The sequence below is a fragment of the Mycobacterium sp. NPDC050441 genome (assembly GCF_040655355.1).
GTDB lineage: Bacteria > Actinomycetota > Actinomycetes > Mycobacteriales > Mycobacteriaceae > Mycobacterium.
The window spans coordinates 669,272-692,601 of the sequence record NZ_JBFAJS010000003.1; the positions used below are offsets into that span (position 1 = coordinate 669,272).

25 protein-coding genes and 1 pseudogene are annotated in these 23,330 nt (G+C 66.7%); 12 read left to right on the top strand and 14 right to left on the bottom strand.

The window, feature by feature from the left end; all coding sequences use genetic code 11:
* Positions 1 to 19: 19 nt before the first annotated feature.
* From AB0I14_RS12300 to AB0I14_RS12310, 3 genes are read left to right on the top strand one after another with little or no spacing between them, the layout of a single operon-like run.
* Positions 20 to 871, top strand: a complete 852-nt coding sequence (locus tag AB0I14_RS12300) for an LLM class F420-dependent oxidoreductase (protein WP_358020879.1) — start codon at positions 20 to 22, stop codon at positions 869 to 871.
* A 25-nt stretch (positions 872 to 896) separates the two neighbouring features.
* Positions 897 to 1,892, top strand: coding sequence for a dTDP-glucose 4,6-dehydratase (gene rfbB, locus AB0I14_RS12305; RefSeq protein ID WP_358020881.1), 996 nt, complete (start codon positions 897 to 899; stop codon positions 1,890 to 1,892).
* Complete coding sequence (locus tag AB0I14_RS12310) at positions 1,889 to 2,491, top strand: dTDP-4-dehydrorhamnose 3,5-epimerase family protein (protein WP_358020883.1); 603 nt, start codon at positions 1,889 to 1,891, stop codon at positions 2,489 to 2,491. Before rfbB ends, AB0I14_RS12310 begins: the two co-directional genes overlap by 4 nt.
* A 17-nt stretch (positions 2,492 to 2,508) precedes the next feature.
* Here the strand turns inward: AB0I14_RS12310 and AB0I14_RS12315 are convergent, their stop codons facing one another.
* Entirely contained in the window at positions 2,509 to 3,627 is a 1,119-nt protein-coding gene (locus AB0I14_RS12315) for a P1 family peptidase (RefSeq protein ID WP_358020885.1), read from the bottom strand.
* Between the two features lie 98 nt (positions 3,628 to 3,725).
* On the opposite strand from AB0I14_RS12315, the gene AB0I14_RS12320 reads away from it, so the two are divergent.
* Positions 3,726 to 4,346 (top strand): TetR/AcrR family transcriptional regulator, encoded by a 621-nt coding sequence (locus AB0I14_RS12320; protein ID WP_358020888.1) that lies wholly within the window; start codon positions 3,726 to 3,728, stop codon positions 4,344 to 4,346.
* Complete coding sequence (locus AB0I14_RS12325) at positions 4,343 to 5,212, top strand: EamA family transporter (protein ID WP_358020891.1); 870 nt, start codon at positions 4,343 to 4,345, stop codon at positions 5,210 to 5,212. The genes AB0I14_RS12320 and AB0I14_RS12325 overlap by 4 nt, the downstream gene beginning before the upstream one ends.
* 68 nt (positions 5,213 to 5,280) lie before the next feature.
* Here AB0I14_RS12325 and AB0I14_RS12330 read toward each other — a convergent pair whose 3' ends face one another.
* The 4 genes from AB0I14_RS12330 to AB0I14_RS12345 form a co-directional block, all read right to left on the bottom strand.
* On the bottom strand, positions 5,281 to 6,402 hold the full coding sequence (locus AB0I14_RS12330; protein WP_358020894.1) for a hypothetical protein: 1,122 nt from the start codon (positions 6,400 to 6,402) through the stop codon (positions 5,281 to 5,283).
* A gap of 117 nt (positions 6,403 to 6,519) precedes the next feature.
* Complete coding sequence (locus AB0I14_RS12335) at positions 6,520 to 7,281, bottom strand: ABC transporter permease (RefSeq protein WP_358020897.1); 762 nt, start codon at positions 7,279 to 7,281, stop codon at positions 6,520 to 6,522.
* Positions 7,278 to 7,991, bottom strand: a complete 714-nt coding sequence (locus AB0I14_RS12340; protein ID WP_358020900.1) for a fluoroquinolone transporter permease — start codon at positions 7,989 to 7,991, stop codon at positions 7,278 to 7,280. Before AB0I14_RS12340 ends, AB0I14_RS12335 begins: the two co-directional genes overlap by 4 nt.
* Positions 7,988 to 8,857, bottom strand: a complete 870-nt coding sequence (locus AB0I14_RS12345) for an ABC transporter ATP-binding protein (RefSeq protein WP_358020903.1) — start codon at positions 8,855 to 8,857, stop codon at positions 7,988 to 7,990. Before AB0I14_RS12345 ends, AB0I14_RS12340 begins: the two co-directional genes overlap by 4 nt.
* Before the next feature lie 181 nt (positions 8,858 to 9,038).
* Here AB0I14_RS12345 and AB0I14_RS12350 point away from each other — a divergent pair, with 181 nt between their 5' ends.
* Positions 9,039 to 9,449, top strand: a complete 411-nt coding sequence (locus AB0I14_RS12350; protein WP_358021298.1) for a MarR family transcriptional regulator — start codon at positions 9,039 to 9,041, stop codon at positions 9,447 to 9,449.
* Here the strand turns inward: AB0I14_RS12350 and AB0I14_RS12355 are convergent.
* Positions 9,428 to 10,030, bottom strand: a complete 603-nt coding sequence (locus AB0I14_RS12355) for a TetR/AcrR family transcriptional regulator (protein ID WP_358020905.1) — start codon at positions 10,028 to 10,030, stop codon at positions 9,428 to 9,430. The genes AB0I14_RS12350 and AB0I14_RS12355 overlap by 22 nt on opposite strands.
* Positions 10,027 to 11,528: pseudogene (locus AB0I14_RS12360) on the bottom strand (FAD-dependent oxidoreductase). The gene AB0I14_RS12355 and the pseudogene AB0I14_RS12360 overlap by 4 nt, the downstream one beginning before the upstream one ends.
* Before the next feature lie 161 nt (positions 11,529 to 11,689).
* Here AB0I14_RS12360 and AB0I14_RS12365 point away from each other — a divergent pair.
* The 3 genes from AB0I14_RS12365 to mmsB are packed head-to-tail and all read left to right on the top strand — an operon-like array spanning position 11,690 to position 15,280.
* Positions 11,690 to 13,210 (top strand): CoA-acylating methylmalonate-semialdehyde dehydrogenase, encoded by a 1,521-nt coding sequence (locus AB0I14_RS12365; RefSeq protein ID WP_358020907.1) that lies wholly within the window; start codon positions 11,690 to 11,692, stop codon positions 13,208 to 13,210.
* Between the two features lie 6 nt (positions 13,211 to 13,216).
* Positions 13,217 to 14,398: an acyl-CoA dehydrogenase family protein gene (locus AB0I14_RS12370; protein ID WP_358020909.1), complete on the top strand. Its 1,182-nt coding sequence runs from the start codon at positions 13,217 to 13,219 to the stop codon at positions 14,396 to 14,398.
* 9 nt (positions 14,399 to 14,407) lie between these two features.
* Positions 14,408 to 15,280, top strand: a complete 873-nt coding sequence (mmsB, locus tag AB0I14_RS12375; protein ID WP_358020912.1) for a 3-hydroxyisobutyrate dehydrogenase — start codon at positions 14,408 to 14,410, stop codon at positions 15,278 to 15,280.
* A 57-nt stretch (positions 15,281 to 15,337) separates the two neighbouring features.
* Here the strand turns inward: mmsB and AB0I14_RS12380 are convergent, their stop codons facing one another.
* Entirely contained in the window at positions 15,338 to 16,174 is an 837-nt protein-coding gene (locus AB0I14_RS12380) for a hypothetical protein (protein WP_358020915.1), read from the bottom strand.
* Positions 16,175 to 16,331: 157 nt separating this feature from the next.
* Entirely contained in the window at positions 16,332 to 17,129 is a 798-nt protein-coding gene (locus AB0I14_RS12385) for an HAD family hydrolase (RefSeq protein ID WP_358020918.1), read from the bottom strand.
* Positions 17,130 to 17,233: 104 nt separating this feature from the next.
* Between AB0I14_RS12385 and AB0I14_RS12390 the strand changes: the two genes are divergently transcribed.
* Both AB0I14_RS12390 and AB0I14_RS12395 read left to right on the top strand, forming a co-directional pair.
* On the top strand, positions 17,234 to 17,896 hold the full coding sequence (locus AB0I14_RS12390; protein ID WP_358020921.1) for a response regulator transcription factor: 663 nt from the start codon (positions 17,234 to 17,236) through the stop codon (positions 17,894 to 17,896).
* 50 nt (positions 17,897 to 17,946) lie between these two features.
* On the top strand, positions 17,947 to 19,125 hold the full coding sequence (locus AB0I14_RS12395; RefSeq protein ID WP_358021301.1) for a GAF domain-containing sensor histidine kinase: 1,179 nt from the start codon (positions 17,947 to 17,949) through the stop codon (positions 19,123 to 19,125).
* Between the two features lie 12 nt (positions 19,126 to 19,137).
* On the opposite strand, the gene AB0I14_RS12400 is transcribed toward AB0I14_RS12395, so the two are convergent.
* Positions 19,138 to 19,719 carry a TetR family transcriptional regulator gene (locus AB0I14_RS12400; RefSeq protein ID WP_358020924.1) on the bottom strand — a complete coding sequence of 194 codons (582 nt, stop codon included), beginning with the start codon at positions 19,717 to 19,719 and terminating at the stop codon, positions 19,138 to 19,140.
* Between the two features lie 86 nt (positions 19,720 to 19,805).
* Between AB0I14_RS12400 and AB0I14_RS12405 the strand changes: the two genes are divergently transcribed.
* The gene (locus AB0I14_RS12405) at positions 19,806 to 20,189 is read left to right on the top strand and encodes a nitroreductase family deazaflavin-dependent oxidoreductase (RefSeq protein ID WP_358020927.1); all 384 of its coding nucleotides are present in this window, start codon (positions 19,806 to 19,808) and stop codon (positions 20,187 to 20,189) included.
* On the opposite strand, the gene AB0I14_RS12410 is transcribed toward AB0I14_RS12405, so the two are convergent.
* The 4 genes from AB0I14_RS12410 to AB0I14_RS12425 all read right to left on the bottom strand — a co-directional run bounded on the left by AB0I14_RS12410 (position 20,186) and on the right by AB0I14_RS12425 (position 23,328).
* Positions 20,186 to 20,623 carry a hypothetical protein gene (locus AB0I14_RS12410; protein WP_358020930.1) on the bottom strand — a complete coding sequence of 146 codons (438 nt, stop codon included), beginning with the start codon at positions 20,621 to 20,623 and terminating at the stop codon, positions 20,186 to 20,188. The two genes, AB0I14_RS12405 and AB0I14_RS12410, sit on opposite strands and share 4 nt — an antisense overlap.
* A 63-nt stretch (positions 20,624 to 20,686) precedes the next feature.
* Positions 20,687 to 21,190: a MarR family transcriptional regulator gene (locus AB0I14_RS12415; RefSeq protein ID WP_358020933.1), complete on the bottom strand. Its 504-nt coding sequence runs from the start codon at positions 21,188 to 21,190 to the stop codon at positions 20,687 to 20,689.
* Between the two features lie 69 nt (positions 21,191 to 21,259).
* Positions 21,260 to 22,291, bottom strand: coding sequence for an aminotransferase class I/II-fold pyridoxal phosphate-dependent enzyme (locus AB0I14_RS12420; protein WP_358020936.1), 1,032 nt, complete (start codon positions 22,289 to 22,291; stop codon positions 21,260 to 21,262).
* Positions 22,291 to 23,328 carry a 3-oxoacyl-ACP synthase III family protein gene (locus tag AB0I14_RS12425; RefSeq protein WP_358020939.1) on the bottom strand — a complete coding sequence of 346 codons (1,038 nt, stop codon included), beginning with the start codon at positions 23,326 to 23,328 and terminating at the stop codon, positions 22,291 to 22,293. The genes AB0I14_RS12420 and AB0I14_RS12425 overlap by 1 nt, the downstream gene beginning before the upstream one ends.
* Between the last annotated feature and the right edge of the window lie 2 nt (positions 23,329 to 23,330).

Below are 23,330 nucleotides of genomic sequence, written 5' to 3' on the forward strand. Positions count from 1 at the left end.
AACAGACAAGGACGCTCAGATGACCGAATCGCTGTCTCTCAAGCCGGATCTGGGCCGCTACGGGGTGTGGACGTTCGGGGCGGTGCAGCCCGAGCAGGCCGTCGAGATCGAGAAGCTGGGTTACGGCGCGTTGTGGGTGGGCGGTTCCCCCGCCGCCGACCTGTCGTTCGCCGAACCCATCCTGGAGCGCACGCAGACGCTTCAACTGGCCACCGGCATCGTCAACATCTGGACGGCCGACGCCGACACGGTCGCCGAATCGTTTCACCGCATCGAGGCCGCGCATCCGGGCCGGTTCCTGCTCGGCATCGGGGTGGGGCATCCCGAGCACACCGACGAATACCGCAAGCCCTATGACGCACTGGTGGAGTACGTCGATGCGCTGGACGCGGCCAAGGTGCCGACCAGTCGTCTGGTGATCGCCGCGCTGGGTGACAAGGTGCTGAAGCTCTCGGCGCGGCGCAGCGCCGGCGCACACCCGTACCTCACGACGCCCGAACACACCGCGCACGCCCGTGAGGTGCTGGGCGAATCGGTGTACCTGGCCCCTGAGCACAAGGTGGTGCTGAGCACTGACAGTGCGGCGGCCCGCGCGATCGGACGCGACACCGTCGACTTCTATCTGAACCTGAGCAACTACCTCAACAACTGGCGCCGGCTGGGTTTCACCGAAGACGACATCGCCAAGCCGGGTAGCGACAAGTTGATCGACGCGGTCGTCGCGCACGGAACCGCCGACGCCATCGCCGCGCGCCTGCAACAACACGTGGCCAACGGCGCGGACCACGTTGCGATCCAGGTTCTCGGCGGTCCGGACAAACTGATCCCGGCGCTGTCCGAATTGGCTGGGCCGCTGGGCCTGAAAGGCTGACGCTGCGGCCGGTTAGGGTTGGCGCATGCGGCTACTGGTCACCGGCGGCGCCGGATTCATCGGGGCGAACTTCGTGCACCTCGCTGTCCGCGAGGCACTGACCACATCGGTGACCGTGCTCGACGCGATGACCTACGCGGGCAGCGAGGAGTCCCTCGCGCCGGTGGCTGACCAGGTTCGGTTGGTGCAGGGCGATATCGCCGACGCCGGTCTGGTGAACCAGTTGGTCGCCGAGGCCGACGCCGTCGTGCATTTCGCCGCGGAAACGCATGTCGACAATGCCCTGGCGAACCCGCAACCGTTCCTGCACAGCAACGTCGTCGGCACGTTCACCGTGTTGGAGGCCGTCCGTGCGCACGGAGTCCGGCTGCACCACATCTCCACCGACGAGGTGTACGGCGATCTCGAGCTCGACGATCCGGCGCGGTTCACCGAGGCCACGCCGTACAACCCGTCGAGCCCGTACTCGTCCACCAAGGCCGCCGCCGATCTGCTGGTGCGTGCCTGGGTGCGGTCGTATCGCGTGGGCGCGACGATCTCGAACTGCTCCAACAATTACGGCCCCTACCAACACGTGGAGAAGTTCATCCCGCGCCAGATCACCAATGTGCTCACCGGCAGGCGCCCCAAGCTCTACGGCACCGGCGCCAATGTGCGCGACTGGATCCACGTCAGCGATCACAACCGCGCGGTCTGGCAGATCCTCATGAATGGCCAGGCCGGCCGCACCTATCTGATCGGCGCGGAATGCGAGCGCAACAACCTCACGGTCATGCGCACCCTGCTGCGCTTGATGGGCCGCGACCCCGACGATTTCGACCACGTCACCGATCGGGAGGGCCACGACCTGCGCTACGCCATCGACCCGTCGACCCTGCACGACGAACTGGGCTGGGCACCCAAACACACTGATTTCGACGAGGGCCTTGCGGCCACCATCGACTGGTATCGCAACAACGAATCCTGGTGGGGTCCTTTGAAAAAGGCAGTGGAAGAGGCGTACTCGGAGCGCGGCCAGTGACCGCGCGCGAACTCACGATCCCCGGCGCCTGGGAGATCACACCCAAACTGCACGGCGACGCGCGCGGGCTGTTCTTCGAGTGGTTCACCGATGCCGGGTTCGCCGAGATGACCGGGCACCACTTCGACCTACGGCAGGCCAACTGCTCGGTGTCGGCGGCCGGGGTGCTGCGCGGTGTGCATTTCGCCCAGCTGCCGCCCAGCCAGGCCAAGTATGTGACGTGTGTGCGCGGCGCCGTGCTCGACGTGGTGGTCGATGTCAGGGTGGGTTCCCCGACATTCGGGCAGTGGGATTCGGTGCTGCTCGATGAACACAGTCGGCGTTCGGTCTACCTGTCGGAGGGCCTCGGCCACGCTTTCCTGTCGATGGAGGACGACTCGACGGTGATGTACCTGTGTTCGGCGCCGTACAGCCCGGAGCGGGAGCACACCGTCCTGGCCACCGATCTGGGGATCGACTGGCCGGTGAGCGAACCGGTGCTGTCCGAGCGTGACGCGGCCGCCCCGACGCTGGAGCAGGTGCGCGCCGCCGGGCTCTTGCCGGCGTGGGACGAAACCCGCGCCTTCGTCGACGAGCTGCGTGCCCGCGTCCTTGGCTGAATTTCCCGGCTGAAGGTTCAGTGACCTTCCAGCACCAGCGCCGAGTGCAGCAGGTTGTGGTCGAGGGCATGGGCGGTCAATCCGCCCCGGCCGGTCATGGTCTCGGCGGCCACCAACGCGTTGACGATGGCCTCCTCGGTGGCTTCGATCGCCAGGTCGAACAGTCGGGTCATCAGCTGCGGCGCCACCATGCGCACCCCGATTTCGGGCCGGTTGGCGTCGGGATTCTCGTCCCATCCGTACGGCGGAATTCCCCGGTTCCCGGTGGAGAAGGCCAGCATCATGTCGCCGCTGTACTGCTCACCTGTTCCGCCCACCCGGCCGATGGCCAGGGCTGAGCGTTGAGCGAGCCTGGTGCATTGATGCGGCAACATCGGCGCATCGGTGGCGACGACGACGATGATCGAGCCGGACCCGGCCGGATAGGGTATCGGCAGGTCCGGCGTCGGCACCAGTTCGGGGCCCACCATCTCCCCGACCGGCACGCCGTTGACCCGAAGCCGTTCCCGCCGACCGTGATTCGCCTGCACCAGCACGCCGACGGTGTACTGCCCGCCCACGGTGTCGGTGACCCGCGACGCGGTGCCGATGCCGCCTTTGAAGCCGTGGCAGATCATTCCGGTCCCGCCACCGACATTGCCTTCACCGACCGGCCCGTCCGTGGCATCGGCGAGTGCGGCGAACACGTGCTCGGCCTGGACGTGGTGGCCGTTGCAGTCGTTGAGCAGCCCGTCGTAGGTCTCCCCGACCACCGGCAGGGACCAGTACAACCCATCGCCGCGGGCCTGCACCTGCGCCCTGACCAGTGCGTCGCGAACGACACCGACGCTGTGGGTGTTGGTCAGCGCGATGGGCGTGGTGAGCTCGCCGGATTCGCGGATCCATTCCAGTCCGGTGAGCTCACCGTTGCCGTTGAGCCGGTGGGCACCGGCGAATACCGGCTCGGTGAAGATCCCCGGGTGCGGGACCACGACGGTGACGCCGGTGTTCACCGGGTTGTGCCCGGAGCGCTGGATGGTGTGGTGCCCGACGGACACTCCGGCCACGTCGGTGATGGCGTTGTTCGGACCGGTCGGGTGTTCCCCGATGACGACGCCGATGTCGCGGGCGCGTGGACGCGAGGAGCAATCAGGCATGCATCCCCCGGAAGTTGGTGGCGAAATTCTTTTCAAGATTGGAAAATAATGGCTGCGGGTAACCACCGGCGTCAACCGAAGTAGCGGATTCGTGAAGGATGGGGCCCGTGGGACGGCCGAATCGACAAGCTCAGCGCCGCGAGGAGATTCTCGACGCCGCGATCGCGCTGATCGAGCGCAATGATCTGACCAGCTTCCGCATCGCCGATGTGGCTGCTGAGCTCAAGCTGACCCCGAACGCCGTGCGCTATTACTTCCGGGAAGTGGACCAACTGCTCTCGGCACTCGCGCAGCGCTCCGACAGCAAGTTCTACGACGATCGGCTCGCGGTGGTGGAACGCACCGAAGACGCGCGGGACCAGATCGCGTTCATGATCGCGGCCGGGTTGCCGTCCGGACCGGAGGACGTCGAGTGGCGGGCGATCTGGCGGGCCGTGCTGGCTGCCGGATTCGTGCTCGATCAGCGCCACGACATCCAGCACATCTATCACCGACAGGTGAGTCTTTACGCTCAGATCCTCGAAACTGGTTCCGATGCAGGCGCTTTCACGCTGAAATCACCCGCGCGCGACATAGCCATGACACTCATGGCGATGGAGGACTACCTCGGGTACCGCATCGTGGCACGAGATCCGGACCTCGACCGCAGCACCGCCCTACGACTGATGCGCGGCTATGCCGAACTGGCGACGGGGGCTCGGCTACCGGTGATGGCGTGACCACCCGCGCCCCGCTCGGCGCAGCGCTGCTGGTGGTGATCGCCGCGGTCAGCCAGGAGGTGGGCGCGGCGTTCGCGGTCGGCCTCTTCGCGGCGGTCGGCACAGTGGGAGCGTTGTTCGCCCGGTTCGCGGTGGCCGGGGCCATCCTGTGCGCGGCGGTGCGCCCGACCGTTCGGGGCCTGACGCGGCAGGCCTGGGGCGCGGCGATCGCCCTGGCGGCGACGCTGGCCACGATGAACTTCTGCTTCTACCTGGCGATCGCGCGGATCCCACTCGGTGTCGCGGTGACCATCGAAGCCCTGGGCCCACTGATTCTCTCGGTGGTGACCGGTAGGAGCCGGGCCGCCTGGCTATGGGCGGTGCTGGCGTTCGCCGGCGTCGCATCACTGGGCCTGCCGCACGGAGGTGGCGGGCATTTCGAAGCCACGGGATTCGCCTTCGCGGCCGCCGCGGGGGTGGCCTGGGCCGGCTACATCCTGGCGTCGGCACGTACCGCCGCGGAGTTCCGTCGCGTCGACGGCCTGGCACTGGCCACCGCCATGGGCGCACTCGTCCTCGCCCCGTTCGCGGTCGCCTCGGTGCACCTGGACGCACTGGACTGGCGCGTACTCGGGGTAGGCGCCGCGGTGGGCGTGTTGTCGTCGGTAATCCCGTACTCGCTCGAGTTGATCTCCCTGCGCCGGCTGCCGCCCGCCACGTTTGCCGTGCTGACCTGCCTGTCACCGGTCACCGCGGCACTCGCCGGGCTCGTGGTGCTCGGTCAGCAGATCGGAGTTCTCGGCTACCTCGGTGTCGCCCTGGTGACGGTCGCCAGTATCGGCGCGGTGCGTTCGACGCATGCGGGCCCGGCCGAGCCCCTCGGCTGACGGCACGAACAGACGCGCAGGTACCCGCGCAGTGAACACTTGAGGTACCCGCACGTCTGATCGCCGGTTTAGTCGGCGTCCCCCGCCGCGCCGGACGAACCGGTGCCGCTGCCGTGAGATCCCGACGTCGCCTTCTTCTCAGGCTTGGCGAACGCCTTCTTGATCCCCTCATCGACCTTCTTGACGGTCGACGAGATCTTGTCTCTCACATCGGAAGCCACCTTGGCAGACCGATCAGACCCGGCCCGGTCGATCCCGCTCTTGCCCGGAACCGCGACAAGACTATGCCGGACAAGGGGTTTCACGGTTTCCTTGGCCGTCTCGCCCGCCGGTTCCGTCGTGGCCACCCTGGACTCTGGCGCGTCAACCGCCGATACCGGGGTTGCGTCGGTGTCCGTCGCGGCCGGCGTTTCGATGGCCGGCGCCGCGGGCGCGGGCGGTGGCGGGTTGAGGATGTTACGGACCCTGACTCGGCTGCGGTCGATGTGCACCCTTATCCCGCCGGCAATGGAGAGCGCTGCGTCGGCGACATTGGCGACGCCGTGCTGGACAGCGTTGACCGCCCGACCGGGATCGCCTGCAGGAATCGCGACTGCGAGCTCATCGAGGGCTCCCGCTACGGCGTTCACCACGGTGAACAGTCTCAATGCCTGCCCCATGGTGACTGACCAAGTCACCCCCATGACCTCGCTCGCCAATTGGCCCGCGAGGACGAACTGTTCCCGCACATAGGCCGGGACAAGCGGCCACTGCGCGAGCACCTGGAAGAACGGCCCCGTGAAGACGGGGGTGAACTCGCCGACCGCGCCGGTGAAGTCACCCCCGGCAGCCCTTTGGGCCGCTTTGCCCATGGCGACCGGAAAATTGGCTGCCACACTGACAACCTGCTCACCGACCACGGCCGCGATCGCGCCCAGGTGTTGACCGTCCGCCAACCCCTTCGCGATCAGCCCGTTGACAATCGGGAACGGGTTGTCGATCTGCGCCTGAATGGCCTGCTGAACAAGGGTGTCCACCCGCTCGAAGACCGGGCTGAACACCTCGATGGGATTGTCGATGGCGGTGGCGCTGAGTTGCACCGCATGGGTCTGGATTTCGGGCGGCGGCGCAGCCACCGGGGTGATCGCGATGACACCGGCGCCAACCAGGGCGACGCCGGCGGTCAAATAGGGCCGTAGAGCGAGTCTCACTCGTTCTCCTTCTCTTCTACGAGGCGCCAGCAACCGCTGGCCGGGCGACCGTAGCTGAGAATTCGCTGTGAAACATTCGAGTTCTGTGCGAGGTTCGAATTCTTGACCGACCGCCGCCTACAGCGCAGACCTGGCGACGAAGCGACGGAACAACGGCCAGGCGATCGCGAGGTTGTATGCCACTCCGCCAACCAGATACGGCCACCAGGTGCCGTGCGCGCTGGCGACCCAGAACGCCTTGGCCGCCCAATACGGCGGCAGCACACCGAAGGCCAGGTTCCACGGCGAGTCGATGAACCAGGGCAGGCACGGCAGCCCCGCAATCAGCATGCCCAATGCGCGCAGCATCGCGATGCCCTGAATCTTGTTGCTCGCCAGGGTGACAATGAGTAGCAGCGTCACCACAGCCGACAGTCCGGCGACCAGCCCGATCGGGATGAGTGCCCCCGTCAACCCCGGTTCCAGGATGCCACTGAACGACAGTGTCGCGATCACATAGACCGTGGTGACCACCATGACCGTGCCCGCGCGATAGCCGAAGAAGGTCGACATCGGGACCGGCGTCACGCGCAGTGCCGCCATGGTGCCGGCATCGACCTCGTCGAGCATCAGGAACGCGCCCAGTCCCCCTGCGATGATGATGCTGGTCAACAGAAGAAACGCGGTGAGCACCAGTGGGTAATACGGCACGAGGTCGAAGTCGTAACGCCGCGCAAGCATCTCGGTGACCTTGGGCGTCATAAGAGCCACGCCGCTGGTCCAGATCACCGGTGCGAACACCACCATCACCAGCAGCGGGTCACGGTAGGTGCCACGAATATCGTTGCGGCCGAATGCCGCCAGGGCCCGGCCCGTGCCGGAACTCAGTATTGCAGTCACAGCACACCCGACCTTTCGACGACGTAACGTCCGAACAGCATTTCGGCGGCCCGCCACAGAACGACCAGCGACAGCACGGGATAGAGCACCGAATAGAGCAGCTGCCAGTTCGTCAGTGCCACCTGGTCGAACGCCACACCCAAGAGCAGCAGCGGACCCTGGGTGGGCACGACGTACAACACCGGGTTCGGCCAGAGCCCCGAGTAGTAGATCAACGGCGGCACCAGCATGACCGCGAGCGGGATGGTGGCGGCCAGAAACCAGTCGGTCACCGAGGCGAACGGTAGCGACGTGATGAACCCGACCAGCAGCATCAGCAGTGTGCCGAGCAGAACCCCGAGAATCAGCGGCACCGGATGATAGGTGAAACCGTCGGCGATGGTTGATATCACGATCGCCACGAACAACGAAATAGCCAACAACACACAGAGTTTGGCTGTCAGGTACTCCCAGAACCGCAACGGGGTGGAGATGATGGCGCCGAGCGTGCGCTCCTGCTTCTCGAAGAACACCGAGCCGCCGATGAAGAAGAACCCGATGATCGCGATGTCACCGACGAGCACGTACGGTTCGGCGACCGGGCGCAGGTCACGCGGCATCGGCAGCAGCACCGCCAACCAGATGAGACCGGAGAACACACCCGCGTGAAGGAACTTCTGCCGGGTGGCGATGGCCAGTTCCAACCGGACCGCGATGAGCAACCGGGTCATGACAGCCGCCGCCCGGTGACCTCGACGAAGACGTCGTTGAGACTGGCTTCGCGACTGTGGATCGTCTCGACGTGGTGATTGCGCAGAATCGCATGGAATTCCGGATCGTCGGCCAGACCGTCCATCCCGCACTCGGCGGTGGCGAGCCCGCCGAGGGTGCGGTACTGCAACCGGACGCGGCGTTGACTGCGGGCGATTTTCAGTTCAGCCGGGGTATCCAGCGCGACGATAGCGCCGTCGACAACGAAGGCCACCCGGTCGCACAGTTCGTCGGCGGTGGACATGTCGTGAGTCGTGAGGAAGATCGTGCGGCCCCGCGCCTTCAGATCGAGGATGATGTCCTTGACCTTGCGGGCGGTGACGGGATCGAGCCCCGAGGTGGGCTCGTCGAGGAACAACAGCTCAGGGTTGTTGATCAGCGACCGTGCGAACGTCAGCCGCATCTGCATTCCCTTGGAGTAATTGGCAACTCGGGTGTTGGCGGCGTCACCCAGACCAACCGCCTCCAGTAGCTCCATCGGGTCGGCCGTCGGGCCGTCGTACAGGGCGCCGAAAAATCGGAGGTTCTCCAGGCCGGTGAGCTTGTGATAGTGGTTGGGAAGTTCGAAGGACACGCCGACGCGCTGGTAGTAGTCCGGCCCCCAGTCCACGGGGTCGCGGCCCCACACCGTGGCCTGGCCGCCGTGCCCGCGCAGCAGTCCGATGAGCAGTTTCTGCGTGGTGGATTTCCCAGCACCGCTGGGCCCGAGGAAACCGAAGATCTCCCCGGGCGCGACGCTGAAATCCATCCCGCGCACGGCCGGTTCAGTGGCCTTGGGATAGGTGAACGTCAGTCCTCGGACGTCGATGACATCGGTAGTACGCATCAGTGCCCTTCATGCAGGAGAGTAAGCATTTGCGCTCCAGGCTTTCCAGAGTGTTCACGACTGTACTAAACTTTCAGAAATTATTGAAGGCTGTTCTTGGCAAGGAGGATTCGCGGTGCCGAAGTCAACCGACCTACAGCATGGGGCCGAGCAGCTGGCCTTGGTACTCAGCAGTCACGGCATGCAGCGGATGCCCGCACGCGTGCTCGCCACCCTGCTGTTCACCGAACAACCCAGCGTCACGATGGCCGAGTTGGCCGACACTCTGCAGGCCAGCGCCGGGTCGATTTCGGGTTCGCTCAAGATGCTGACGTCGGTGGGACTGGCCGAGCGGGTTCCCGCCCCGGCCAGCCGGCGCGATCACTTCCGGTTACGTGACGACGCGTGGGCGGTTCTGTTCACCAGCCAGAACGAGACGATCGCGGCCATGCAAGCCGCCGCCGACGCCGGGATAACGGCCACCGACCGCAACAGCCCGGCTCACCACCGACTGACTCAGATGCGCGACTTCTACGCGTTTCTGATGGCCGAGATCCCCACCCTGCTGGATCGCTGGCAGCAGCAGAAGGGTCAGGGAAGCAAACCGACCTGACGGTAGACCGCCCGCAGATACCGCCGCATCTCGTCTGTGTCGGGAGGGTCGGGTTGCAGCACGCGGTAGATGATCGCACCGACCATCATGTCGATGGCCACGTCGAAATCGGCGTCGGCAGCGACAGTTCCGCACTCCTGCGCGCGCTCGAGTAGTCGGGCGGCGAGCTTCCGGCGGGGCAGGATGTAGCGATCCCAGTACAGTCCCATCAACGCTGGATGGCTGACCGCTGATCCATAGATTCGTGCCACCAGCGCGCGATAGTGCGGTGTGGTAGTGGTGACGGCCGCACTCTCGATCGCCGCTTCCACGAGCTCGTACGGCGACGCGAGGTCGATCGCCTCCGGTGAAGCCCAGCCGACCTCCTCGGCGATCAACGTCTCCATGGCCGCGGCGATCAGATCCTCCTTCGCCGACCACCGCCGATAAATGGTCGGCTTGCCGACGCCGGCGCGCTTGGCGATCTGCTCGATGCTGGAACCTTCGACCCCGCGCTCGATGAACAGATCCAACGCGGCCTGCAAGATTGCGCGATCAGCTCCCAGGTCGCGTGGCCGGCCCCGGCCCGCCGGGGTAGTCATCGAACGACTCCCGAGCCCAGAGCTGCGGCCAGCCAACGGTCGAGGCCCTCGATGTCGCCGGGTCTCCCCCGCCACGCGAGGTGGGCGTCGGGCCGGATCAACATGACTTCCGGTCCGTCATGACCAAGGGCCACGACGAAATCGCCGAGCCGCCTTACAGATTCGATGCCGACGGGTGCACCGTCGGGAAGCAGCAACACCCACCGCCCGCCGAGCTCACTGTGCAGCCGCGTGGCGGTGCCGTCCGGATGTGTGCAGTGCCGGTCGGCAATCCGATCTCCTGGCCGCGGCTTACCGCCACGCCCACCGAGTGGACCTTTGCGATAGCTCACCCACAGCTGTGAGGCGGTGTACGTCGTCCATCGCTGAACGAACGGCAGACCGAAGAGCCGTGTCGCCACGTGGTCGCGCAGAAAGCGGCCGACGGGATTACTGGCCACGTTGACCCGCGTCACCGTGCTGGTGCCGCGGAGCACGTCGGTCGCCAGAGGCCTGCGCTCGGCTTCATACGTGTCGATCAGCTTGTCGGACGCCAGCTTTCGCATCACCAGGGCGATTTTGAAGGCCAGGTTCTCGGCGTCGCCGATACCGGTCAACATGCCCTGCCCGCCGAACGGGGCGTGGGCGTGCGAGGCGTCACCGGCGATGAGTATGCGTCCGTTGCGGTATTTGTCCGCCAACCGACGGTGCACGGTGAACATCGACAGCCACTCGGCGTCACCGACGGTGACGCTGCGCCCGGTCCGCAGCGGCACGACGTACCTGATGCGTTCGCGGATCTCGCTGTCGCTTGGCTTCCGGCCCGGGGTGGGGTCGTAGACGAACAAGCGCCACAGATCGTCACGTCCACTGGAATCCGGCATCGGCATCGCGCCGAGGATTCCGTCGGGGTGGATCCAGCCACTCGTGCCGCCGCGGTCCACATCCCAGTCCAGGTGCACATCGGCCAGCAGGAAGCGCTCGGAAAGCTTGACGCCGGGGAACGCGATGCCCGCCTGTTGCCTGGTCACGCTGGAGGTGCCGTCACATCCAACGATCCATTGCGCGCGGATCTCCTCACCATCTCCGAGTTCGGCCACCACAGTGTCGCCCTCCTGGCGCACGCCGACGACCGCCCGGCCCATTCCGGCTCCACCCCGAGTTGCGCCAGCCGATCCCGCAGCGCGGCTTCGACCTTGGCTTGCGACACCACCATGGGCGGCGCGGCCGTCCGCATGCCGGGATCACCGAATTCCAGCGTCATCACCGGCCGGTCACCCAGGTAGTTCGTGATGCGCATGGCCCGCAACGACTCATCCGGCAGGCGCCCCAGTGCACCGATCCGGCCCAGCACTTCCGAGCCTCGGGCGTGCAGGAAGTTGGCGCGTGACGTCGTCGCCGGCCCTGGCGCGCGGTCGAGTACGCGCACCGAAAGGCCGTGCAGGCGTAGTGAACAGGCCAAGGTCAGGCCGGTCGGCCCGGCTCCCACCACGACGACTTCCGGATCGGTAGCGGTCATGCCGAATACATTAACGATACGGTGCCGTAAAGAAAAGGCTCATCGAAAAAAACGCCACCACCGAACCCCTTGCCAAAGGCTCCGACCAATTACTAGGATATGCAAGTATCTCGGGTAAGCCCCGAGTTGCCACCACTGCGCACAATCCTGGACGGAACGCCATGACTACACAGATTCCCCACTTCATCAACGGCCAGCGCACCACCGCCGGGTCGACCCGTACCGCCGATGTGCTCAATCCCAGCACCGGCGAGGTGCAGGCGCAGGTGGTCCTGGCGTCAGCCGCCGATGTCGACGCCGCCGTCGCCGGTGCCGCCGAGGCCCAGAAGGAATGGGCCGCCTACAACCCGCAGCGCCGCGCCCGGGTGCTGATGAAGTTCATCGAACTGGTGAACCAGAACGCAGACGAACTGGCCGAACTCCTCTCCATCGAGCACGGCAAGACCGTCCCCGACTCCTTGGGTGACATCCAGCGCGGCCTGGAGGTCATCGAGTTCTCGGTCGGCATCCCCCACCTGCTCAAGGGCGAGTACACCGAGGGCGCAGGCACCGGCATCGACGTGTACTCGATCCGCCAGCCACTGGGCGTGGTCGCGGGCATCACCCCGTTCAACTTCCCGGCAATGATCCCGCTGTGGAAGGCGGGCCCCGCGCTGGCGTGCGGAAATGCGTTCGTGCTCAAACCTTCCGAGCGTGACCCCTCGGTTCCGCTGCGGCTGGCCGAGCTGTTCATCGAGGCCGGTCTGCCCGCCGGCGTGTTCCAGGTGGTGCAGGGCGACAAGGAAGCCGTCGACGCGATCCTCGCGCACCCCGAGATCAAGGCCGTCGGCTTCGTCGGCAGCTCCGATATCGCGCAGTACATCTACTCGGGCGCAGCCGCGCACGGTAAGCGCGCGCAGTGCTTCGGCGGCGCCAAGAACCACATGATCGTGATGCCCGACGCCGACCTGGACCAGGCCGTCGACGCGTTGATCGGCGCCGGCTACGGCAGCGCGGGCGAGCGTTGCATGGCCATCAGCGTCGCGGTCCCGGTCGGTAAGGACACTGCGGATCGCCTCCGCAACCGGCTCGTCGAGCGGATCAATCAGCTGCGGGTCGGACACAGCCTCGATCCCAAGGCCGATTACGGGCCTCTGGTGACGGGCGCGGCCCTGGAGCGGGTGCGCGACTACATCGGGCAGGGCGTCGAGGCCGGAGCCGAACTCGTGGTCGACGGTCGCGAACGGGCAAGCAACGAGCTGACTTTCGGCGACGCGAGCCTCGAGAGCGGCTACTTCATCGGCCCCACCCTGTTCGACAACGTCACCACCGACATGTCGATCTACACCGACGAGATCTTCGGTCCGGTGCTGTGCATCGTCCGTGCCCACGACTACGAGGAGGCGTTGAAGCTTCCCTCGGAGCACGAGTACGGCAACGGCGTGGCGATCTTCACCCGCGACGGCGATGCCGCGCGCGACTTCGTCTCGCGCGTGCAAGTCGGCATGGTCGGCGTCAACGTGCCGATCCCGGTTCCGGTGGCCTACCACACCTTCGGCGGCTGGAAGCGTTCCGGTTTCGGCGATCTCAACCAGCACGGGCCGCATTCGATCCTGTTCTACACCAAGACCAAGACCGTCACCGAGCGCTGGCCGTCAGGCATCAAGGATGGCGCCGAGTTCGTCATCCCCACGATGAAGTAGCAACCGGTGAATCTGAACGACCCGTACAGCCTGAGCGAGGACGACCGTGTCATCACCGACACGGCGGCCGCGTTCGCCGAAAAGCGCATCGCGCCATACGCGTTGGAATGGGATGAGTCCCATCACTTCCCCACCGACGTGTTGCGTGAGGCGGCCGAACTCGGCATGGGCGCCATCTACTGCGGCGAGGACGCCGGTGGCAGCGGGCTGCGCCGCCTGGATGCGGTGCGCATCTTCGAGCAGCTCGCGGCCGCCGACCCCACCCTGGCGGCGTTCCTGTCCATCCACAACATGTGTGCGTGGATGGTGGACAGCTTCGGCACCGAGGAGCAGCGCAAGGCCTGGGTGCCCAGGCTGGCCTCGATGGACGCCATCGCCAGCTACTGCCTTACCGAACCGGGTGCCGGTTCGGACGCGGCGGCGCTGCGGACCAGAGCCGTTCGGGACGGTAGTGATTACGTGCTCGACGGGGTCAAGCAATTCATCTCCGGGGCGGGCAGCTCCGATGTGTATGTGGTGATGGCCCGGACCGGGTCCCAAGAAGGCGAGCCGGGCCACCGAGGAATTTCCGCGTTCGTCGTCGAAAAGGATGCACCTGGGCTGAGTTTCGGTGCGCAGGAGCAGAAGATGGGCTGGAACGCCCAGCCCACCGCCCAGGTGGTCTTCGAGGGGGTTCGGGTTCCGGCCGAGGCCCTGCTCGGTGGCACCGAGGGCACCGGGTTCGGGATCGCGATGAACGGTCTGAACGGCGGGCGGATCAATATCGCCGCCTGCTCGTTGGGTGGCGCGCAGGCCGCCTACGACAAGACGCTGAGCTACCTGGCCGACCGCAAAGCGTTCGGCGGCGCCCTGCTCGATGAGCCGACCATCCGGTTCACTCTCGCCGACATGGCCACGGGCCTGGAGACCTCCCGAAACATGTTGTGGCGGGCGGCGTCTGCGCTGGATGCCGACCACCCCGACAAGGTGATGTTGTGCGCGATGGCCAAGCGGTATATCACCGACACCTGCTACGAGGTGGCCGATCAGGCGCTGCAGTTGCACGGCGGCTACGGCTATCTGCGCGAGTACGGTCTGGAGAAAATCGTCCGGGATCTGCGGGTGCACCGCATCCTTGAGGGAACCAACGAAATCATGCGCGTGGTGATCGGACGTTCCGAATCGTCGCGCGCCCGCAACTCTGCATAGGAGACGTACGTGAGCACGATCGCGTTCTTGGGGCTGGGCCACATGGGCGGGCCGATGGCCGCCAACCTGGTCACGGCCGGGCACACCGTGCGTGGCTTCGACCCGGTGCCCGCTGCGCAGGAGGCGGCAAAGGCCAACGCCGTCAACGTGTTCGATACCGGCGCCGAGGCGGTCACCGGCGCGGACGTGGTGATCACCATGCTGCCCAACGGCGCGTTGGTGAAGAGCTGCTACGCCGAGGTGCTGCCCGCGGCCGCCGAGGGAGCCCTGTTCATCGACAGCTCGACGATCTCGGTCGACGACGCCCGTGAGGTGCACAAGGTCGCGCTCGGGCACGGCTTCGCCCAGCTCGACGCCCCGGTGTCGGGCGGGGTCAAGGGCGCGGTGGCCGGCACGTTGGCCTTCATGGTCGGCGGCGAGGATGACGCGGTCGAGCGTGGCCGTGCCGTGCTGGAACCCATGGCGGGCAAGATCATTCACTGCGGCGCCACCGGCGCCGGCCAGGCCGCCAAGGTGTGCAACAACATGGTGCTGGCCGTGCAACAGATCGCCGTCGGTGAGGCGTTCGTGCTGGCCGAGCATCTCGGCCTGGACAAGCAGGCACTGTTCGACGTGATCACCGGCGCGACCGGCAACTGCTGGGCCGTTCACACGAATTGCCCGGTGCCCGGGCCGGTTCCGACCTCCCCGGCCAACAACGATTTCAAGCCGGGATTCGCCACGGCGCTGATGAACAAGGACCTCGGCCTGGCGATGGCCGCGGTGGAGTCCACCGGGTCATCGGCCCCGCTGGGCAGCCATGCGGCCGAGATCTATGCCAAATTCGCTGCCGACCACGCCGACAAGGATTTCAGCGCGGTCATCGAGACGCTGCGCAGCTGATTCGTCCTCACGTTCGTAACGTGGTGGCGGGCAAAGTCGAGTTTCACCGCCACCCGGTTACAAACGTGAAGCCCACGCCTTGGCGAGCCTGCCGAGAACGTTGGCCTCCCCGTCGCGACAGGTGACCCGAATGATGGTCCAGCCCATTTCGATCATTTCGTCGATACGGGCGATGTCGTTTCGGAGGACATCGGGATCGGTGTGGTGCTGCCCTTCGTACTCCATCGCGATCTTCAGCTCAGGCCAGGCAATGTCGACGTGCCCGATCAACACGCCGTACTCGTTGGATACCGGGTGCTGTGTCTGTGGTGGCGGATAGCCCGCGCGGACAACCAGCAGTCGCAACCAGGTTTCCCGCGGCGACTCGGCTCCGGGATCGACCAGGGCGACGCTCGCCCGCGCCTGTTTCATGCCCTTGCGGCCAGCGTGCCGTTGCGCGGCAAGTTCGATGTCGGCGACTTTCAGGCGTGCGGCGCGGGCCAGTGCATCGATTGCCGCCACCGCGGTGTCCTCAGGCAGTCGGCGGGCCAGATCCACTGCGGTACGGGCCGGGGTGGTCAGCCGGACTTCGCCGATCTGACAGATTTCGTCGTCGTCGACCACGTCAGCCCACGTAACGATGCCCGGGGCCGGTCGCCGGTTGATGTTGAGGATGTTGGCGGGTAACGCCGGATCGATCCAGCGGGCCCCGTGCAGCGCCGCCGCGGAGTATCCGGCCAGCACGCCCCGCCGCCGTGACCGCAGCCAACAGGCTTTGGCGCGCAGCACGGCGGTGGGTCGGGTTCCACGCGGGACATAGATGTCCTTGTGTACCGCGACGAACCGGGCGCGCAGATCGTGGCGTGTCAACCTGCCGGCCGCAACGGCCTCACTGCCGATGAACGGCTCCACCATGCGGGAGAAGTGTGCCCGCGCCCACCGACACCCTCACGTTCGTAACGTGGTGGCGGAGAAATTCGAGTTTCGCCGCCACCTGGCTACAAACGCGGCCCGCCGCCTGGCTACAAACGCGGCCCGCCGCGGTGTCACAAACGCGGCATGACCACCTGACCTACGCGGCCGACGGGCTGCGCTGCGCCCACCACTGAGTGTGCAGGCGCTGGCATGCCGGCAGACGCAGTGCATCGGCGCCGGCGAAGTCGGGCCGCACCGCGACCGCACCGGGTGAAACCACACCGGCGTCGGGATCGATCAACACTCCGGCCATCCCGGCTGTGTTGGCGGCGCGCAGGCCCATTGCCGAGCCCACCATGGCCAATGCGTCGTGGCCTGCCACGCCCAGTTCGGCCAAGGCGTGCCGGTACAGCTCGGCGCCGGGTGCGCTCACGTCATCGGTGGTGACGACGGTCTCCACCAGGCCTTCCCCGACCAGTTGGCGCACCAGGGGTTCGGCCCAGCGCCGACGGCCGGCCGCGACCACCCCGACCGGCAACCCGGCCAGGAACGCGTCGTTCATGAGATCCTCCAGGCCCGGCCGCGGCGTCAGGCCGGCGTCGAGGATCATCTCGTCGAACATCATGTCCTTGGTCATGCAGATCTCATCGGCGAGCACTTCGGTGAGCACATCGCAGTCGGGCCCGACGCACCGCTTGCGCAGCTCCGCGGTGACCCGCTGATGCTCGTCGGGCAGCGCGAGCAGCTGCTGATAGCGCGCAACGCCCCATTCGATGGGCAGACCGTGCGCGGCGAAGGCGGCGTTGAAGACGACGCGATGCCCGTCGACATCGAGATCCGACAGCGCATCGAGGTCCAGGATCACCGCACGCAGCGGATGGGCGCTCGTTTCAGGCTGCGAACAGTCCCACCAGAACCGCCCGGCCCGCCATGACTTCTCTTGTGTTGACGACACCCCATGAGAGTGGCCCACGTCACAGATGTCGCGCGTCCCCCGTATGGGGGATTGGGCCGGTCAAGTTCATCTACCGACGCCGGTACCACCCTTAGGGTGATGCCATGGCGCCCTCCAATCCAGTGCGCCTTGTGCTGGTCGACGACCACGAGATGGTCATCGAGGGTCTCAAGGCCATGCTTGCTGCGTTCAACGACCGGGTCGAGGTGGTCGGCCAGGCCGTCGGCGCCGAGCGGGCGCTGAGCGTCATCGAGACATTGGACCCCGACATCGTGCTGTGCGACGTGCGCATGGAGGGCTCCAGCGGGCTGGATCTGTGCCGGGTGCTGCGCGAACGCGATCCGAACCGCAAGGTGGTCATGTTGTCGGTCTACGACGATGAGCAGTACCTGTTCCAGGCGCTGCGGGTGGGTGCGTCCGGGTATCTGCTCAAGAGCATCAGCAGCGACGAGCTGGTACGTCAGCTCGAATTCGCCCACAGCGGCCAGACGGCGATCGATCCCGGGATGGCGGCACGGGCGGCCGGTACCGCGGCCCGCCTGCAACGCGACGAGTTCTGGCCCGGTGTCCGGCAGGGCCTGACCCAACGCGAGAGCGAGATCTTGTCCTTCGTGGTCGCGGGTCTGTCCAACCGCGGGGTCGCCAACAAGCTGGTGATCGGCGAGGAAACCGTGAAGACCCACCTGCGTTCCATCTACCGCAAGCTCGGGGTCAGCGACCGGGCGGGCGCGGTGGCCACCGCACTGCGGGAAGGCATCTACCAGTGAGTGCCAAGCCAGAGAAGCCGGGACGCGACTTGACCTCCGAACCGGGCCCCATCGAGCTGACCGCCGAGGGGGAGCTGGCGCTGCTGCGCGAGCTCATCCGTGCCGCGTCGAGTGGCCCGGGAGTGGAGCCGTTGGCCGCTGCGGCGGCCCGGATGATCACGGCATCGACCGCCACCGACGTGTGCTTCGTGCACGTGCTCGACGATTCTGAGCGTGCCCTGACGCTGGCCGGGGCCACGCCACCTTTCGACGCCGAGATCGGCAAGATCCGGCTCCCGCTCGGGCAGGGCATCTCGGGTTGGGTGGCCAGCCACCGTCAGCCCGTGGTGATCAGCCACAACAAGGAATCCGATCCCCGCTACATGCCCTTCGAGTCTCTGCGCGGGCGTGACTTCACCTCGATGGTGTCGGTCCCGATGGAGACCGGGCCGGGCGGGCTGGTCGGGGTGCTCAACGTGCATACCGTCGACCGCCGTGAGTTCACACCGCGTGACGTGGAGTTGCTGTTGGTGATCGGCCGGCTCATCGCCGGGGCGTTGCACCAGGCCCGCCTGCACCGCCAGCTGGTGGCGCGCGAGCGGGCGCACGAGAATTTCGTCGAGCAGGTGATCCAGGCACAGGAGATCGAGCGGCGCCGGTTGGCCGGCGACATTCACGACGGCATCTCCCAGCGGTTGGTGACGCTGTCGTACCGGCTCGACGCCGCGGCCCGCGCGGTCGACCCGGAGGCGGTGGCCGAACAGCTGGTGGCCGCACGCGAACTGGTCGCGCTGACGCTGCAGGAGGCCAGGGCCGCGATCAGCGGGTTGCGCCCGCCGGTGCTCGACGATCTCGGCCTGTCGGGCGGGCTGGCCAGCCTGGCCCGCTCGATCCCACGGATCCCGATCGACGTCGACCTGGCCGAGACCCGGGTGCCCGACCATATCGAGCTGGCGCTGTACCGCATCGCGCAGGAATGCCTGCAGAACGTGGTCAAACACGCCGAGGCGGAGCGGGCCCGGCTCACCTTCTCGGTCGACGACGGTGTCGCCCGGCTCGAAATCGTCGATGACGGAAAGGGATTCGACACCTTCGAGCATCCGTTGGGCAGTGACGAGATGGGCGGCTACGGGTTGTTGTCGATGGCCGAACGGGCCGAGATCGTCGGCGGCCGGCTGCACATCCGGTCGAGGCCGGGCGCCGGCACCACGGTGACGGCATCCATCCCGCTGCCTTCCGCGATCACGTAGGAGATCGAGCCCTCACCCGTCCTGGAGATGTGCCCGAACCGCGGGCACCGCGCGGGCGATCAGCTCCTCGGTCGATTGCGATGCGATCGGCTCGATCCGCAGGATGTGGCGTAGATAGGCGATACCCAGCAGTTGCCCCATGGCCAGGTCCACCCGTAGTTCGGCGTCGGCACCGGGCAGGGCCGTGGCGATCTGCGGGTAGAGCCGTTGCTCGATGAACTGACGGACCAGGGCCGCCGATTCCTCGTGGGTGGCCGCGCCGCGCAGGATCGCCAACAGGGGCGCGCGGGTGTCGGGATGCTCCCAGAGCTCGAAGAAGGCCTCGGTCAGGCGTTCGGCCAGGCCGGCGGGTCCGTCGTCGAGGATCCGTCCGCTGAATTGTTCGGGGTCGAACGGCCAGCCGACGGTGGCCCGGAACAGGTCGGCCTTACTGCCGAAGTAGTGCCGGATCAGGGCCGGGTCCACCCGCGCTGCCGTCGCGATGTCGCGCAGTGAGGTCTTGTCGTAGCCACCTTCGGCGAACATCCGCCGGGCGGTGGCCACCAGCTCGTCGCGGGTCCCGGGGTGTCCCGGTCGTCGTCCACGTGGCGGCATAGTTCCGAAATTCTACAGTCGTTGACTTCTTACCAGGGCCAGGATTACGCTCGGAGTCATTAATTCCACAAATGAGGAGTTATCTGATGCCCGCACCGCGATGGGTCGCACACGCCAACAAGGTCGGCTTGAACAAGCTCACCCGGTTCATCGCCCCGTGGGCCCCGGGGTGGGCGGTCGTCATCCACCGTGGACGTAAGTCCGGCCGCACCTTCCGCACGCCGCTGTGGGCGTTCCGACGACAGCACGGCTACGTCATCGCCCTGACCTACGGTTCACAGGCCGACTGGGTGCGCAATGTCCTGGCCGCCGGCGGGTGCGAACTGGAGGCGCGGCGTCGTACGTACCGGCTGACCGCACCCGAGGTGTACCGCGACGACCACGCCACGGACATGCCCGCGTTCATCCGCTTCATGCTGCGCCGGGTGATCAAGGCCCCCGAGTTCCTCAGCCTGCAATTCGCGGACTAGCCGCCGAGCTTCCCGGCGAGTTCGGGGCACTCGTACTTGAGGGCCACATTCACGATCGTCACGAGCGCGTCGGGTGGGAGCTTGCTGCCCATCTGGACCAGCACGTTGACGACATCCTGCTTGGTCTTGTTGAAGCTGCCGCCGGCCATGATGCAGGCCATCATCAGCTGATCCCCGATGGCATTGTCGGAACCCTGGATGCCCGCGGCGCGGACCTCGGCGAACGCTTCCGGCGGCAATCCCGCCGAACCGCGCGGTGACCCGGTGGTCGGTTTGGGGCTCTTTGTGGGAGTTCGCTTGGGCGCCTTGGATGTCGCCGTGAACGGCGTGACGTCATCGGTGGCGGTGGCCACCCCGGTGGTCGTGGTACTGCACGCTGCCATCAACACGACAGCGACGGCGCCGAGCGCCGCACCCACCCGCTTGGCGTTCATCCGCACTCCCCTCAACTGCGTTCAACGGTAGTGGGGGTCGGGCGGGTGGACCAGAAACCGGCCTCAGAAATCACCGGAGTGTCGGCGCAGGGTCTCGATCGACGCGACCAGCGCGCGTGACTGCTCCTCCGACATCCCGACGTCGGCGAAAACCTGCTCGTTCAAGGTCACCGTGGCGTCCTCGACCGTGGACCGCCCGAGTTCGGTGATGCGTACCAGCGTGGTGCGCCCATCGGTGGGGTGCGGGACGCGTTCCACCAGGCCGTTGGCTTCCAGACGCCGGATCGCGTGCGTGACGCTGGTGACGTGTACCTGAAGGCGATCCGAAGCCTTGGTGATCGGCAGTGCACCGGCACGGCTGAAGGCCAGCAGGCGCAGCAGTTCGAACCGCGAGAAGCTCAGATCGTATGGCCGCAGCGCGGTCTCCACCCGGGCCAGCAGGATCTGGTGGGCCCGCATCACCGACGTCACCGCGACCATGCCGCCGGCCACCTCACCCCACCCTGCGGCCTCCCAGTTCGCCCGGGCCTGCGCAATCGGGTCACGCTTGTCTGGTGGCGAGGTCACGCCTCTTCTTACCGCATCGCCCCGCGGCGCCGGGCAGCGATGCGTGCACCGGGTTCAGCCGGCCGAGCCTCAACCGGCGGCGGTCACCGCGCTCAGCACGGCCCGGGTGGATTGCCGCGATCCGACGGTGATCCGCACTCCGCCGTCGTTGTAGTGACGCAATTGCAGTCCGGTGCCGTCGAACACCTCCGGCCACGGCGTGGGCCGGCCCGGCAGGAACAGGAAGTTGGCCTGCCCGTCGGTGCTGTAGACGCCGAGCGCGCGCAACCGCATCTGCAGATAGCGCCGTTCCGCGGCGATCATCCGGATACGCTGGCGCAGTTGGTTTTCCGCGGAATAGGAAGCCGCGACCGCCACCCGGGCGCTGAGCCCGATCCCGAACGGCAACTGCATCCGCCACAGCTCGCGAGCGAGATCGGGCGCGCAGAACCCGTAGCCGATCCGCAGCCCGGCCAGACCGTAGGCCTTCGAAAACGTGCGCACCACCACGACATTGCCGAACCGGGCGACCAGGCTCGGCCCGTCGATGCGTTGCTCGGCGGCCAGGAACTCCACGTACGCCTCGTCCAGCAGGACGACGGTGTCCGCAGGTAACCGGGTCAGGAATCGCTCGATCTCGGCGGCCGGTTCGATGGTGCCCGTCGGGTTGTGCGGCCGGCAGACCGCCACCACCCTGGCCTGGCTCGCGGCCTCGGCCATCGCGTCGAGGTTGTGCCGGCCGTGTTCGTCGAGCGGAACGGTGACCGTCCGCAACCGCGCCATCTGCGCAAAGATCGGATAGCCGTCGAAGGTGGGCGTCGCCATCACCATGGTGTCGCCGGGACTGGTCACCGCATGCAGCACCTGCATGATGACCCCGGTCGCACCGGCACCGACGATCACCTGTTGCTCGGCTATCCCGTCGTGATCGGCGATCAGCGAACGCAACCGCTGCGGCAGGAATTCCGGATACCGGTTGGCGGCCTCATCGCACGCCCGCAATGCCGAACGCACTGCGGGCAATGGTGGAAAAGGGCATTCATTGAGCGACAGTGCCAACGGGTTGACCGCCTGGGGCAGCGCGCCGACAGCGTCGCTCAGGGCCGTGCGGGGAGCCACCATCAGACGTTCCTCGAGTCGTCGCGGCCGCCCCACCGCACTGCGGCGGCCCCGGCGAAGTCACCGGCGTGGGCGAAGGCGGCCATCAGCACGGTGTCGCCGGCCTTCACCCGCCCGTCGGTGACGGCCCGGTCGAAGTTGACGGGTATGCCTGCGGCGAACAGGTTTCCACATTCTTCAAACGTGTCGACGTGGCGTTCGGGCGGCAACTCCAGGGCCTCGCGCCAGTTGCGCAGAAACACGCGGTTGGGCTGATTGGTCACGAACAGATCGATGTCCTTGGGCTGCACGCCGATTCGGTCGCAAACGGAATAGGACACCTCGGGAACCTGCCGGTTGCCCCGGGCCAGCACCTTGGTGATCTTGCTCTCGGTGAAGCCGATGCTGGCCTCCCCCGGGCCGGCCTGCCACCATTTGCGCGGCGGGTCCATGACGACTGTCATATCCCCGGCGTACTCCCCGTAGGTGCGGCATTCGATGTCGAGGATCGGTGACTGGTCGGACAGCGTCACCAGCCCGACCGCGGCCCCGTCGCCGGGAACCGCCGCCTGCGCCTTGCGCCGGATGGTCTTCTGATCGAACACCTGGCCTGCCGAGTTCTGGGCGATCGCGATCACCGCGGTCCGGCCCTCCCCCGAACTCAACAGAGTGCGGGCCACTTTGAGCGCCAGCACGAACGCGGCACAGCCGCCGTTGTGCAGGTCGATCACCCAGTTGGGCTTCATGCCCAGCCGGTGCGCCATGCCGCCACCGCCACCGTAGAACGGCATGTCGGGCATTTGGGTGTGGGTGATCAACACATCGGCACCGGTGATGACGTCGGCACCGTGCCGCTCGATCAACCCGGCGGCGGCCCGCTCGACCATGTCGATCGCCGTTTCGTCGGGCCCGACGTGATGACGGAACCGCGGCGCCCGGAACATCACATTCTCGGCCAGCTCGTCGGTTTCGGCGAACCCGGCGTAGTAGTCCGCACTGATCGGGTCACCGGGCAGGTACGTCGACACATCGATGAGGCTGATAGGTGTCTTCTCAGTCATGA